This is a genomic window from Streptomyces sp. NWU339 (genome assembly GCF_003143855.1).
Lineage (GTDB): Bacteria > Actinomycetota > Actinomycetes > Streptomycetales > Streptomycetaceae > Streptomyces.
Window position 1 is genome coordinate 138,837 of sequence record NZ_QFRK01000013.1, and the last position, 13,133, is coordinate 151,969.

The following is a 13,133-nucleotide window of genomic DNA, read 5'->3' on the forward strand; positions in this document are numbered from 1 at the left end:
GGCCGCGTGGCCCTGCTGGCCACCGGCTGGCCCATCGTAGTCACGCGCGCGTACCGCCGTCGGCCGGGCACCCGAACGTCCGGTGCGCAGGCCGGCGGCGCACGTGGTGGCCGGCCGGGGGACGGGATCACGTCCCTCGTATGGACGCACCGTGACGGGAGTGCAAAGCTCGAAGGACCGCGGGCGTCGCCGGAGCCGTCACCGCTCGGGGTGCCCCCGGGCGAGTACCCGGGGGAGGATTCCGCGTGTCCGCGCCCACAGTGACCTCACCGTGCACGGGAGGCAGGACCATGGGCGACAAGGCGCACACACACCCCGGAGCCGCCGGAAGGGCACAGGCGGCCGACCACCCCACGTCCGTACGGAATGTGGTGCTGGTCGGCCACTCCGGGTCGGGCAAGACGACCTTGGTGGAGGCTCTCGCGCTGACCGCGGGAGCGGTGAACCGGGCGGGCCGGGTGGAGGACGGCGGCACCGTCTCCGACTACGACGACATCGAGCACCGGCAGCAACGCTCGGTACAGCTCTCCCTGGTGCCCGTCGAATGGGACGGCATCAAGATCAACCTGCTGGACACCCCCGGATACGCCGATTTCGTCGGTGAACTCAGGGCCGGTCTGCGAGCGGCGGACGCGGCCCTCTTCGTCGTCTCGGCCTCCGACGGCGTGGACGGCTCGACCCGGATGGTGTGGGACGAGTGCGCGGCCGTCGGCATGCCCCGGGCCATCGTCGTCACGCACCTGGAAGCGGCGCGCGCGGACTTCCAGGAGATGACGCGCGTCTGCGCGGAGGCGTTCGGCGGGGACGACCCCGACGCCGTGCTGCCGCTGTACCTGCCCCTGCACGGCCCTGCGGGGCCCGACGGGCACGCGCCCGTGACGGGGCTGATCGGCCTGCTGACGCAGAAACTGTTCGACTACTCCTCCGGGGAACGCGAGGAGTCCGAGCCCGACCCGGACCGGCTGCCGCTGATCGAGGAGGCACGCAACCGGCTGATCGAGGGGATCATCGCGGAGAGTGAGGACGAGACCCTCATGGACCGCTACCTCGGCGGCGAGCAGTGCGACGTCGAGACGCTGATCGAGGACCTGGAACGCGCCGTCGCGCGAGGTGCTTTCTTCCCCGTCCTGGCCGCCGCTCCCGCGGCCGAGGGCGCCCGCCAGGGCCTCGGCACCGTCGAACTGCTGGGGCTGATCACCGGCGGCTTCCCGACCCCGCTGGAGCACGTCACACCGCAGGTGACCACGGTCGACGGCACACCGCGCGAGCTGAAGCCGTGCGATCCCGACGCCCCGCTGGTCGCGGAGGTCGTCAAGACGTCGTCCGACCCGTACGTCGGCCGACTCTCGCTGATCCGCCTCTTCTCCGGCACCCTGCGCGCCGACCAGACGGTGCACGTCTCCGGGCACGGGCTGGCCGACCGGGGCCACGAGGACCACGATGTCGACGAGCGGATCGGCGCACTGTCCACGCCGTTCGGCAAACAGCAGCGGCCGGTGTCGCACGTCATCGCGGGCGATCTGGCGTGCGTGGCGAAACTGGGCCGTGCCGAGACCGGGGACACCCTGTCCGCCAAGGACGACCCGCTGCTCATGGAACCCTGGGAGATGCCCGACCCGCTGCTGCCGCTGGCCATCGAGGCGCACAGCAAACCCGACGAGGACAAACTCTCGCAGGGACTGTCCCGCCTCGTGGCGGAGGACCCGACGATGCGCCTGGAGCAGAACCAGGACACCCACCAGGTGGTCCTGTGGTGTCTGGGCGAAGCACACGCGGACGTGGCCCTGGAGCGGCTGCGCAGCCGGTACGGCGTTCAGGTGGACGTCGTGGCCCACCGGGTGCCGTTGCGGGAGACGTTCGGCGACCGGGCGGCCGGACGCGGGCGGCACGTCAAACAGTCCGGTGGCCACGGGCAGTTCGCCATCTGCGAGATCGAGGTGGAGCCGCTGCCGGGCGGCTCGGGCGTCGAGTTCGTGGACAAGGTGGTCGGCGGCTCGGTGCCGCGGCAGTTCATCCCGTCCGTCGAGAAGGGCGTACGGGCCCAGGCCGCCAAGGGCGTCGCGGCCGGCCACCCGCTGATCGACGTACGGGTGACGCTGCTGGACGGCAAGGCGCACTCGGTGGACTCCTCCGACGCGGCGTTCCAGACGGCGGGCGCGCTGGCGCTGCGGGAGGCGGCCGCGGACGCCCGGATCCATCTCCTGGAGCCGGTGGCCGAGGTGAGCGTCCTGGTCGGCGACGACTACGTGGGAACGGTGATGAGCGATCTGTCCGGCCGGCGCGGCCGGGTGCTCGGCACCGAGCAGTCGGCGGGTGGCCGCACCCTCATCAGAGCCGAGGTGCCGGAGATCGAGATCGGCCGGTACAGCGTCGATCTGCGGTCGCTCTCGCACGGCACCGCGCGCTTCAGCCGCCGGTACGTGCGGCACGAGCCGATGCCGCCGCAGGTCGCGGAGCGGGTGCGGGAGGAGGCCCGCAGCGCCTGACGACGCCGGGCGCCCGCGGGGAAGCCCCGCGGGCGCCCGCGTACGCCTTCGCCCGCGCGAGCCCCGGGCGCACGGAGTCCCGGGGGCCCTCCGGACGCGCCCTCGGAGCGCCGGCCGCCGCCCCGGCAGGCGGCTTTCGGCCGTCCACCGACGGACACCGGTGGCTGCGGATACTCTGAAGTCCAGATCAACAGGTGTGCGTGGCAAGGAAGTCGGGAAGGCCGCAAGACGACAGTCGCGGCGATCGGGGGCGGGAATGACCGTTGAGGGCGGTTACGCGGATTTCTTCGGTCCGCAGGTGCCACGCACCGGCGACGAGGGGCAGACCCCGACGTTCGCGCTGGCCTCGGCGGCCTACCGGGACAACGAGGCCGAGGAGATCCTCAAGGCCAACAACGAGTGGCACAAGTCGTCCGTCGACAAGCCCAGGATCGCGCTGTTCCGGCCGAACCTGGGCGAGGCGTTCTCCCGGGCGATCATCGACCGGATGCTGGGCTCCGGGCGGGCACCACTCGTCCAGTCCTTCGGCGCCCACCCCCAGGTGGTGGTGGAGCACAGCCTCGCGGCGCACCGCATCCGGCGGGATCGGGACAACTGGCTGAGTGCCGTGATGGTGCTGTGCGGCCTGCTGTTCCTGCCCGGTCTGCTGGTGTGGCTGCTGGTCTTCCAGATCCGCACCACCATCGCCAAACGCGAGGACAAGCGGGCCGGCGCGCTCGCCACCACGCTCCTGGTCGCGGTGGGCGTCCTCGCGGTGATCTTCCTGCTCCGGATGCCCTTCGACGGGTTCTGGGGCTGGTACGCGCGCGCGTCGGTCGTCGCCCCGGTGGTGGGCTGGTTCTGGGCCAAGCGGATCTGCGAGCGCACGGCGCGGGACCTCAGGGAGCGCTGGAGCAGTCTGCTCTCCGGCGGCAGCGTGGGTGCCAAGGTGCCCGAAGCGGTGCCGAGCAGCCCCGGTGAGACGGCCGCCGAGCAGTTGCGTCAGTCGCTGGCCCGGCTCAGTGCCGAACAGCAGTCCAACTCCGTGTTCTACGCCGGGCCCAAGGGGATACTGGGCATGGGCACGCGCTGGGGCAGCTGGCAGCTCGCCGAGGAGCTCATACCGATCGACCCGGACCGGGAGATCAACCCGTTCCGCAGCTGGGACGTGATCAAGGCCATCCACGACCGGCTGCGCATGCTGGAGCGCGGTCCGCTGCACACCGGCGGCTTTCCCAAGCCGTCGGTACGGCACTGGATCGTCACCCCGATCGGGGAGAACGCGGACGGGGTGTCCCGGCCCGAGGGCACCGACGTCGAGGCGTACCAGGTCAAGCAGCACGCCATACAGGAGATCTGCAACAACCAGCAGTTCGGCGCGGGCGACCGGCACTACCTGGGCGTGCAGTGGACGCTGTGGGACGGCCAGCTGGTCCTCACCATGCTGATCACGGTGACGGTGCTGCACGAGACGCTGCGCATCGAGGTCACCGGGCACGCCCTGGGACCGGTGCACTCCCTGTTCACGACCAAGCCGGCGGCCAAGGAGAAGACGGTCCAGAAGTCGGTCAGGTTCTGGGAGACCCGGACGGTGAAGCTCCCCCTGGTCGACACGGACGAGGTGGTGCGCCTGGCCGCCCGGGCGCCGCTGACCTGGTATCCGCCGCTGCTGTACTGGCTGGGCGGCAAGCTCTCGCTGCCCGAGCCCTTCGGCCTGCGGCACGCCTGGGCCGACAAGCCGTGGCGGCACCGTTTCATGGCCGACGACGCGCTGCGCGCCGCCACACCGGTCCTGCGGGCGGTGCACTCGGCGGCGATCAAGGTGCTGAAGGAGAACGGCGTGGACACGGAGAAGTTCGGTGCCCGCTCGGCGGGCCTGAGCGGAGCCATCCAGGAAGCGGTGCCCAAGAAGGCCGACGTGTACGACGCGTAGGTCTCCGGCGGTGCGGCCGGAGACGTACGCGTCCGCCGGTACGGGCGTCAGCCGCGGATCACTCCGTCGGCCAGGCTTCCGCGAGCATCTTGCGGGTGTCGCCCAGCAGTTGCGGCAGCACCTTCGTGTGGCCGATCACGGGAAGGAAATTGGTGTCGCCGCCCCAGCGGGGCACGATGTGCTGGTGCAGGTGGGCGGCGATGCCCGCGCCGGCCACGGTGCCCTGGTTCATCCCGATGTTGAAGCCGTGGGCGCCGGAGGCACTGCGCAGGGCACTCATCGCCTGCTTGGTGAGCTCGGCGAGCTCCGCCGTCTCCCCCGCCGTGAGGTCCGTGTAGTCGGCGACGTGGCGGTACGGCACCGTCATCAGGTGGCCGCCCGTGTAGGGGTACAGGTTGAGCACGGCGTAGACCAGCTCGCCGCGCTTGATGATCAGCCCGTCCTCGTCGGACTTGGCCGGGATGGAGCAGAAGGGACAGCCGTCGTCGGCACCCGGGCCGCTCGGCTTGTTCTCGCCCTGGATGTAGGCCATCCGGTGGGGCGTCCACAGACGCTGGAACGCGTCCTGCGTGCCCACTCCCAACTGCTGCTCCGGCTCACTCGTCATGCGTGCAGCATATGGCGTAGCTGTGGGGGAAGGGCAAAGGCCCCCGGGGGATGCCCCGGGGGCCGATCCCCGCGTCGGCGGGGACCACGTCACACCTGAACGCGACGCTCCACCACGTCAACGAGCTTCGCCAGCGCTTCGTCACGCGGAATGCCGTTCTCCTGCGAACCGTCGCGGTAGCGGAACGACACCGTGCCCGCGTTCATGTCGTCGTCACCGACGATGATCATGAACGGCACCTTGAGCTTCTGCTGCGTGCGGATCTTCTTCTGCATGCGGTCCGAGGAGGAGTCCACCTCGACCCGCAGGCCCTGCTTCTTCGCGTCGGCGGCGAACTTCTCCAGGTACTCCACGTGGGCGTCGCCCACCGGGATGCCCACCGCCTGCACCGGCGCCAGCCACGCCGGGAAGGCGCCCGCGTAGTGCTCGAGGAGCACCGCGAAGAACCGCTCGATGGAGCCGAACAGCGCGCGGTGGATCATGACCGGGCGGGTCTTGGAGCCGTCCGCGGCGGTGTACTCCAGGTCGAAGCGCTCCGGCAGGTTGAAGTCGAGCTGGATCGTCGACATCTGCCAGGTGCGGCCGATGGCGTCGCGGGCCTGCACGGAGATCTTCGGTCCGTAGAAAGCGGCGCCGCCCGGGTCCGGGACCAGCGGCAGGCCCTGCTTCTCGGCGACCTGGCGGAGGGTCTCGGTGGCCTCCTCCCACGCCTCGTCCGTGCCGACGAACTTCGTCTCGTCCTTGGTGGACAGCTCCAGGTAGAAGTCGGTCAGGCCGTAGTCGCGCAGCAGGTTCAGGACGAAGGTGAGGGTCTTGTCGAGCTCCTCTGACATCTGCTCGCGGGTGCAGTAGATGTGCGCGTCGTCCTGGGTGAAGCCGCGGGCGCGGGTCAGACCGTGCACGACGCCCGACTTCTCGTAGCGGTAGACCGTGCCGAACTCAAAGAGCCTCAGGGGCAGTTCACGGTACGACCGGCCGCGCGCGTCGAAGATCAGGTTGTGCATCGGGCAGTTCATGGGCTTGAGGTAGTAGTCCACGCCCTCGTCGAGCTGCATGGGCGGGTACATGCCGTCGGCGTACCAGTCCAGGTGGCCCGAGGTCTCGAAGAGCTTCCCCTTCGTCGCGTGCGGGGTGTAGACGAACTCGTAGCCCTCCTCCTCGTGCCTGCGCCGCGAGTAGTCCTCCATGACCCGGCGGATGATGCCGCCCTTGGGGTGGAAGACGGCGAGGCCGGAGCCGATCTGCTCGGGGATGGAGAACAGGTCGAGCTCGCTGCCGAGCTTGCGGTGGTCGCGCTTCTCGGCCTCGGCGAGGAACTCCAGGTGCGCCTTCAGCTCGTCCTTGGTCGGCCAGGCGGTGCCGTAGATCCGCTGGAGCTGCTTGTTCTTCTCGCTGCCGCGCCAGTACGCCGAGGCGTTGCGCATGAGCTTGAACGCCGGGATGTTCCGGGTGGTCGGCAGGTGGGGACCGCGGCAAAGATCTTTCCAGCACAGCTCGCCGGTCTTGGCGTCCAGGTTGTCGTAGATCGTCAGCTCGCCGGCGCCGACCTCGACGTCCGCGCCGTCGTCGTGCGACGCGGAACCCTTGAGACCGATCAGCTCCAGCTTGTACGGCTCGTCGGCGAGCTCCTCGCGGGCCTCGTCGTCGGTGACCACACGGCGGGAGAAACGCTGGCCGCGCTTCTGGATCTCCTGCATGCGCTTCTCGATGGCCTTGAGGTCATCGGGGTGGAAGGGCTTGTCGACGTCGAAGTCGTAGTAGAAGCCGTCCCGGACCGGCGGGCCGATGCCCAGCTTGGCCTCGGGGAACAGTTCCTGCACGGCCTGCGCCATGACGTGCGCGGTGGAGTGGCGCAGGATGTTCAGGCCGTCCTCGGAGGAGATCTCGACACCCTCGACGGTCTCGCCGTCCTTGATCTCGTAGGCGAGGTCCTTGAGCTCACCGGCCACCCGCGCCGCGATGATCGAGCGCTCGCCTGCGAAGAGCTCGGCGGCCGTGGTGCCCGTCGTCACCACGCGCTCGTCCCGCTCGGAATCGCGTTGGATGATCACACGGACGTCTGACACCGGTCTCTCCTGACTGAAGGCTTTGGCTGCGGCGCCATACCTGAGCGCACGCACGGGTGCGATCGTACCGACCCGAACCGGTCGGGTGCGAAATCATTCCTCGCGGCCGGCCCGCTCGGCCTCGCCGGCCCGTACCGGGTGCGGTACGGGCCCTCACTGAGCGTGGTCGGCGCGTATCCGGCCCGGCCCTCGCGAGCACCCGTGGCCGCACGGAGCCGGGCGGCGACGGGCAGCGACGGGCAGCGACGGAGCCGCCGGTGCCCGCGTACGGCGCGCACCGACCGGGTATCACCGGAACGGGCAGCGGACTGGGCGTCAACTGCCGATGGTGCGCGAGGGGTTGGTGGGTATGAGGTGCTGGTACGAGGGGCCGCTGGCCGCCTTCGACACGGAGACGACGGGGGTGGACGCCGAAACCGACCGGATCGTGTCGGCCGCCGTCGTCGTCCAGGACTCACCGGGCACCCGGCCGCGGGTCAGCCGCTGGCTGGTCAACCCGGGGGTGCCGGTGCCGGCCGCGGCGGCGGAGGCGCACGGGCTGACGGACGAGCATCTGCAGCGCAACGGCCGCTGGCCGGCACCGGTGATGTACGAGGTGGCGGAGGCGTTGGCCGAGCAGGCGGGAGTGGGCCGGCCGCTGGTGGTGATGAACGCTCCGTTCGACCTCACCCTGCTGGACCGGGAGTTGCGCCGTCATCGGGCCGCGCCGCTGAGCCGCTGGTTCGAGCGGACGCCGCTGCTGGTGCTGGACCCTCAGGTCCTCGACAGGCATCTGGACCGCTACCGCAAGGGTGGCCGCACGCTCACCGACCTGTGTGCGCTCTACGGCGTCCCGGCGCAGGACGCGCCCGGCGCGGAGGCGGGTGCGGCGGCGGCGCTGGAGGTCACCCGTGCGGTGGGCCGACGCTTCGCGTCCCGGCTGGAGCGCCTGTCCCCCGGCGAGCTCCACATGTTGCAGGCGGTGTGGCACGCGGGCCAGGCTCGGGGCCTGACGTCCTGGTTCGCCCGTAGCGGCTCGGAGGAGGCCGTGGACCCGGCCTGGCCGCTGCGCCCGGGCCTGCCGACGGCTGCGTGAGGCACCGGCCAGGAGCGCGTGGACACGGGTCGGGGCACACAAAAAGCCGGTCCGCCTGTGACGGACCGGCTTTCCCGGTGGGCGATACTGGGTTCGAACCAGTGACCTCTTCGGTGTGAACGAAGCGCTCTCCCACTGAGCTAATCGCCCGGGAACGGAGTGAACAATACAGGTCCGGGCGCGCTTGGTTCAAACCGCTTGCAGGTGGGCGGCCAGACCGCGCCGCCCGGCCCGCATCATGAGTGCGTGGTTCGCGCGGAAGACGGGCCGTCCCGGCCGGGCGAGGCGGCGCAGCAGGGGTCTGCGGACGTCGACCTCCTGGGCGTAGCGGGCGAGGGTGCCGCCGGAGCCCTGGGGGGTGACGGTCCAGCGCGCCCAGCCGTCGATGTCCCCGGACAGGGCGACTTCCAGGATTCCGGCTGCGGGGTCGCGCCTCGTCTCCCGCACGGTCGTCACCAGGGAGAAGGGCAGCACGGAGCGGATCCGGAGGATCCCCGCGCCCCCGCCGGCGGTGTCGGCGAGCCGGGTGACCTCTTTCACCTGCGGCCACCAGCGGGGATAGTCCTCGACGCGTTCCAGGGCGCGGTACACGGCGGGCGCGGGCGCCGGCAGGGTCCACAGACTGCGGAAGCGGTAATGGTTCCGGTCCATGGACGGAGTGTGCCCGCCCGCGCCCGCGTCGTGCGGTTCCCTATGGTGTGCATCATGCGAAAGGAATCGGCGCCCACGTAGAAGTAGAGACGAATAGAGAAGGGGAGCCAACTGCGTTGCCCCTTGCGGTGCTTACCGTCGAAGCGCTCGGCCCTGACGGTGGACTGGTCGCCTCCTCGAACTCGGACTCGGGCTGACGCAGCAGGACGATGCGTCCGTTCCTGGCGATCTCGGTCGAGCAGCGGGTGACAGACTTGCTGATCGTGGCGCCGAACTTGCCGATCCTCGCGGTGATGACTCCGGTCGATATGCCGATGGCGCTGCCGTGTTTGCCGATGGTGGCCTTCTTCGCCGGTGCTGCGGGGCTGCCGACGGTGAGGGTGAGTGTGCCGGAGCCCGAACTCACGGCGTGTGCGGTCCACTTAAGGGAGCCGTCAGGCCAGCGGGCGAGCCGACGCCCGAGGTGCCAGGCCAGTGAGCCGGGCAGTCTGCGCCGGAAGGTTGTCGTCCGCGGGGGCCGGGCCCATCCGGCTGTTCTCGAAGCCCTGGACGTACAGATAACAGGTATAAACCATCGTGCCGTCCGCAGGACCGCAGGCTTTGCCTCCGGCGCCACCGCCGACGATGTAGGCCGAGCTGAAGATCTGGAAGGATTGACATCCTCCCCCTCCTAAAGGAGGGGGATTCCGACCCGGGTGGGTCGAGGTTCACGGGCGCTCGAGCGGCCGGTGGCCGCTGTCACCCCTCCGGCACCGGCTGTACGCCGGGGGCGGGGGATCCCGCCCTGTCCTGCCGCGACGTTGACCGCCGCGTTCTCATCCGCGTTGCAGCCGAACCCGCAGGAGACGCAGACGAACTCGGCTTGGCTCTTGCGCGAGTCCTTCTCGATCCAGCCGCAGGCACTGCACCGCAACGAGGTGTACGGGGCGGGCACGTCCTCGACCCGGCCCGGGGCCTTCTCCCCGGTCCGGCGACGGAGCAGGCCCCAGCCCTGGGCGAGGATCGCCCGGTTCAGCCCGGCCTTCTGCCGCACCCGGGTACCGGGCTGTTCGACCGTGCCCCTAGCGGAGGCGGTCATGTTCTTGACGTTCAGCTTCTCGAACCGGATCAGGTGGTAGGTGCGGGCGAGCAGGGTGGAGGTCTTCTCGCACCAGTCCTTGCGCCGGGCCGCCTCCCGGGCCTTGATCCTGGCCACCTTCGCGTACTCGTCCCGCTTGCGGTCACTGCCCTTCGGGGCGCGGGCCGCACGGCGCTGGTGCTTGCGGACCCGGGCCCGCTCCCGGGTGGTGAGCCGCGGGCAGTTCAGCTTCCGCCCGTCGGACAAGGCGGCGGTGATCGTCACGCCCCGGTCGATGCCGATGACCTCCCCCGTGCCGGGCGCCTCGACCGGTTCGGGGATCACGGCGAAGGCGATGTGCCACTGGTAGTTGCGGAAGGTGACCCGGAACGTCTTCGCCTGCGGCAGCCCGGCGCGGGTGAGGCGGAAGCGGACCCAGCCGCAGCCGGGCACCTTCACCCGCGCCCAGCGCCGGTTCAGCCTCCGCACCACCACCGAGCGGCCCATGACCTGCCTGCCGGTCCTGGCGTTCAGCTGCGGGGTGCCGTCCGGATGGAACTCCGGGACCCGGTCGGTGCCGATCACCCGGAAGCCCTCATGCACGAACTTCTTCCGCCAGGTCGGCTCGCCGAACCCGTAAGCGAACCGGGCGGCCTTGGCCCCGGCGAAGTCCCGCAACGCCTGCTGCTGCACCTCCGCGTTCCCGGCACGCAGCCACGCGTTGTCCCGCCGGGCCTCGGTGAGCTGACGGCACTGCTCCGCGAACCCGGGCGCGGACCTGCGCCCCGGTTTCCAGTGCGCGTGCTGCTCGACGGCCAGGTTCCACACGTACCGGGCGTGCGCGCAGTGCAGCAGCATCCGCTGCTCCTGCGCGGCCGTCGGGTACATCCGGAAACGTGACATGCCGCCGAACCTAGCCCCGCCACCCGCCCCGCTCTGCGCATCCGGTCAGGCTCACCCGAACGAGCGACCGGCCCTCATCGCCCACAGCCGCGCATGCCGCACCTGCTTGTGGTCGAACTCGCCGCTTCCACCCGGACGCCGCGTCGCCCTGCAGGCGATGCGGCCGTCCTCTGCCCCGCTTCACGGGAACGGGCATTCACCCCGGCCCTGAAGGGACCGGGCACCCTGCCCGACAAGAAAGGTGGATGGTCTCCAGCAGGACGTTGAAGAAGAGCACCGGGGAGATCATCGGCAGGGTGATGCTCCAGAACCGCCGCAGCCTGCCCGCCCCGTCGACGTCGGCCGCCTCGTACAGCTCGCGCGGCACCTGCTTCAGGCCGGCCAGGAAGATGACCATGGGGGCGCCGAACTGCCAGACGGTGAGCGCCACCAGGCTGTAGATGATCAGGTCCGGGTCGCCGGTCCAGCCGCCGGCGTCGATGCCGAAGAGCTTCTGCGCGCGGTCGACGATCGCGTCGTCGGAGAAGATCGCCTTCCACACGATGGCGACGGAGACGCTCGCCCCGATCAGCGACGGCGCGTAGAAGGCGGCCCGGTAGAAGGCCTGCCCGCGCCGCTTCCGGGCCAGCAGCAACGCCACCCCGAGCGCGGCGATCAGCTTGATCGGCGTGCCGACGGCCACGTACCAGAGCGTGATCCGCACCGAGTGGCGCCAGCGCGGGTCGGCGAACATCTCGGAGAAGTTGTCCAGGCCGATCCACCGGGGGGCGTCGAACAGGTTGTAGTCGGTGAACGCGAAGTACAGGGAGGCGATCATCGGGCCTGCCGTCAGCAGCAGGAACCCGGCGATCCAGGGGGACATGAAGAGGTAGCCGGCCAGGTTCTCCCGGCGGCCCCACCGCTTCAGGGCGGCGGGGCGCGGGGACTTCACCGGACCGTGCCGCGGCTCGGGGTCCCGGGTCGGGGCCTCCGCCGCAGGGGCGTGTGTCACCGCGGTTCCCATCAGCCGGCGAGAGCCGTCTTCGACTCGGTGAAGAACTGCTTGACGGCGTCCGCCACGGAGCGCTTGCCCAGGCCCAGTTCCTCCGCGATGCGCAGGAACGCGGCCTCGCAGATGTCGGCGCCGTTCGGGTGCGGGGTGATGGGCTCCAGGACGCCCGCGTCGACGAGGGACTCCTCGTAGGCGGCGATCGCCTTGTTGACCGGGTCGGTCGGCTGGTAAGCGTCGTACTGCGCCTGCGTCGCGGGCACACCGCGGTCGTATCCCATGATCTTGGCAACCTCGGGATCATGCACCATGAAGTCGATGAACCGGGCGACCTCCTCGGGGTGCCGGGTGCGCTTGGACGCGCTCAGCATCAGGGAGCCGAGGTACTGGCCGGTCCTCTTGCCGTCCGTGGTCGGAATGGGCGCGAGACCGTACTCGCTCTTGCCCTCGGAGGTGTAGCGGACGGTGAAGTTGTCCCAGGTGAACTCGCTTCCGGCGAGTTCGGCGGAGAGCGCCGCCTTGGGCTTGATCTGGGAGACCTTCCTCGGGTCGGCGAACAGGCCGGACCTGACGCCCTTCTCGGCCTTGGTCCACCACCGGGTGAGATCCGCCTCGGTGAATCCCAGACCGTCCTCGGTGAAGAACGCCTTGCCGTTCTGCCGCAGATACAGGTCGTAGAGGTACATGACCCCGTACATGCCGCTGTCCCCGGCCCGCCCGGTTCTGTCACGGACCTTCGCCATCGCCCCGTCGAAGTCGTCCCAGGTCCAGCCCTGCTCGGGTGTGACACCGGCGCGGGTGAAGACGGGCTTGTCGATGACCAGGGCCATCGAGTTCGAACCCACGGGCACGCCGAGGAGCTTGCCGTCGATCTCACCGAACTTCTCCAGGCCCGCCCGGAATCCGTCCATGGAGAGGTTGCCGGCCTCGACCTGCCCGCTGAGGTCGAGCAGAATGTTCTTCGCGTCGTATTTACGCAGGAATCCGACGGCATTCTGGAAAACGTCCGGCGGATTCCCCCCGGAGGCCTGCGTGTTGAACTTCTTCCAGAAGTCGGTGTACGGCTGGAAGTCGGTCTTGATCTTCGGGTACTTCTCCTCGAACAGCGCGATGGTCTTGTTGATGCGCTCGGCCCGGTCCTCGGCACCCCACCACGAGTAACGGAGCGTCACCGTCCCGCCTCCCGAGCCGCTGCCGCCACCGCAGGCGGTGGCGGTGGCACCCAGGCCCGCGACGGCCAGCGAGGCGCCCGCAGCCCTGAGGACCGCCCGCCTCCCGACCCGCCCCTCAGCCCACCCCTCCGCGTTCTCGCCGTTCTTGCCGTTCTCGCTTTTTTCGCCGTTCTCGCCCTGCCGCATACGAGCCTCCCCGCGACGTCGCATCCACCT

The 13,133-nt window shown here is 70.2% G+C and carries 8 protein-coding genes, 1 tRNA gene and 3 pseudogenes; 3 read left to right on the forward strand and 9 right to left on the reverse strand.

The genetic code is table 11. The features are described from left to right. Positions 1–290 precede the first annotated feature (290 nt). Both DIZ27_RS18230 and DIZ27_RS18235 read left to right on the forward strand, forming a co-directional pair. Positions 291–2,486: an elongation factor G-like protein EF-G2 gene (locus tag DIZ27_RS18230; RefSeq protein WP_109379489.1), complete on the forward strand. Its 2,196-nt coding sequence runs from the start codon at positions 291–293 to the stop codon at positions 2,484–2,486. 256 nt (positions 2,487–2,742) lie between these two features. After that, positions 2,743–4,398 (forward strand): hypothetical protein, encoded by a 1,656-nt coding sequence (locus tag DIZ27_RS18235; protein ID WP_109379490.1) that lies wholly within the window; start codon positions 2,743–2,745, stop codon positions 4,396–4,398. A gap of 58 nt (positions 4,399–4,456) precedes the next feature. Here the strand turns inward: DIZ27_RS18235 and DIZ27_RS18240 are convergent, their stop codons facing one another. Beyond that, a complete protein-coding gene (locus DIZ27_RS18240; RefSeq protein ID WP_109379491.1) occupies positions 4,457–5,005 on the reverse strand; it encodes an HIT domain-containing protein in 549 nt (182 codons plus the stop codon). An 89-nt stretch (positions 5,006–5,094) separates the two neighbouring features. Next, positions 5,095–7,071 carry a threonine--tRNA ligase gene (thrS, locus tag DIZ27_RS18245; protein ID WP_109379492.1) on the reverse strand — a complete coding sequence of 659 codons (1,977 nt, stop codon included), beginning with the start codon at positions 7,069–7,071 and terminating at the stop codon, positions 5,095–5,097. Positions 7,072–7,420: 349 nt separating this feature from the next. Between thrS and DIZ27_RS18250 the strand changes: the two genes are divergently transcribed. Continuing rightward, entirely contained in the window at positions 7,421–8,146 is a 726-nt protein-coding gene (locus DIZ27_RS18250; protein WP_109379565.1) for an exonuclease domain-containing protein, read from the forward strand. 78 nt (positions 8,147–8,224) lie between these two features. On the opposite strand, the gene DIZ27_RS18255 is transcribed toward DIZ27_RS18250, so the two are convergent. The 7 genes and pseudogenes from DIZ27_RS18255 to DIZ27_RS18285 all read right to left on the reverse strand — a co-directional run bounded on the left by DIZ27_RS18255 (position 8,225) and on the right by DIZ27_RS18285 (position 13,103). Next, positions 8,225–8,296 (reverse strand) — tRNA-Val (locus tag DIZ27_RS18255). A gap of 39 nt (positions 8,297–8,335) precedes the next feature. Further along, positions 8,336–8,797 (reverse strand): SRPBCC family protein, encoded by a 462-nt coding sequence (locus tag DIZ27_RS18260; RefSeq protein ID WP_109379493.1) that lies wholly within the window; start codon positions 8,795–8,797, stop codon positions 8,336–8,338. 41 nt (positions 8,798–8,838) lie between these two features. Continuing rightward, positions 8,839–9,284, reverse strand: a pseudogene (locus DIZ27_RS18265) (Tat pathway signal sequence domain protein); the annotation flags it as partial. A gap of 22 nt (positions 9,285–9,306) precedes the next feature. After that, a pseudogene (locus tag DIZ27_RS47140) lies at positions 9,307–9,450 on the reverse strand (ABC transporter permease); the annotation flags it as partial. 17 nt (positions 9,451–9,467) lie between these two features. Next, positions 9,468–10,757 carry an RNA-guided endonuclease TnpB family protein gene (locus DIZ27_RS18275; RefSeq protein ID WP_109379494.1) on the reverse strand — a complete coding sequence of 430 codons (1,290 nt, stop codon included), beginning with the start codon at positions 10,755–10,757 and terminating at the stop codon, positions 9,468–9,470. A 241-nt stretch (positions 10,758–10,998) separates the two neighbouring features. Next, positions 10,999–11,760, reverse strand: a pseudogene (locus DIZ27_RS18280) (carbohydrate ABC transporter permease); the annotation flags it as partial. Further along, entirely contained in the window at positions 11,760–13,103 is a 1,344-nt protein-coding gene (locus DIZ27_RS18285; RefSeq protein ID WP_375231980.1) for an ABC transporter substrate-binding protein, read from the reverse strand. The gene DIZ27_RS18285 and the pseudogene DIZ27_RS18280, both read right to left, overlap by 1 nt. Between the last annotated feature and the right edge of the window lie 30 nt (positions 13,104–13,133).

What these genes read in the sequence shown, in the direction of transcription:
- DIZ27_RS18230 (WP_109379489.1), top strand. Translation starts at nt 291, where the DNA reads ATGGGCGACAAGGCGCACACACACCCCGGAGCCGCCGGAAGGGCACAG.
- DIZ27_RS18235 (WP_109379490.1), top strand. Translation starts at nt 2,743, where the DNA reads ATGACCGTTGAGGGCGGTTACGCGGATTTCTTCGGTCCGCAGGTGCCA.
- DIZ27_RS18240 (WP_109379491.1), bottom strand. Translation starts at nt 5,005, where the DNA reads ATGACGAGTGAGCCGGAGCAGCAGTTGGGAGTGGGCACGCAGGACGCG.
- DIZ27_RS18250 (WP_109379565.1), top strand. Translation starts at nt 7,421, where the DNA reads ATGAGGTGCTGGTACGAGGGGCCGCTGGCCGCCTTCGACACGGAGACG.
- DIZ27_RS18260 (WP_109379493.1), bottom strand. Translation starts at nt 8,797, where the DNA reads ATGGACCGGAACCATTACCGCTTCCGCAGTCTGTGGACCCTGCCGGCG.
- DIZ27_RS18275 (WP_109379494.1), bottom strand. Translation starts at nt 10,757, where the DNA reads ATGTCACGTTTCCGGATGTACCCGACGGCCGCGCAGGAGCAGCGGATG.
- DIZ27_RS18285 (WP_375231980.1), bottom strand. Translation starts at nt 13,103, where the DNA reads ATGCGGCAGGGCGAGAACGGCGAAAAAAGCGAGAACGGCAAGAACGGC.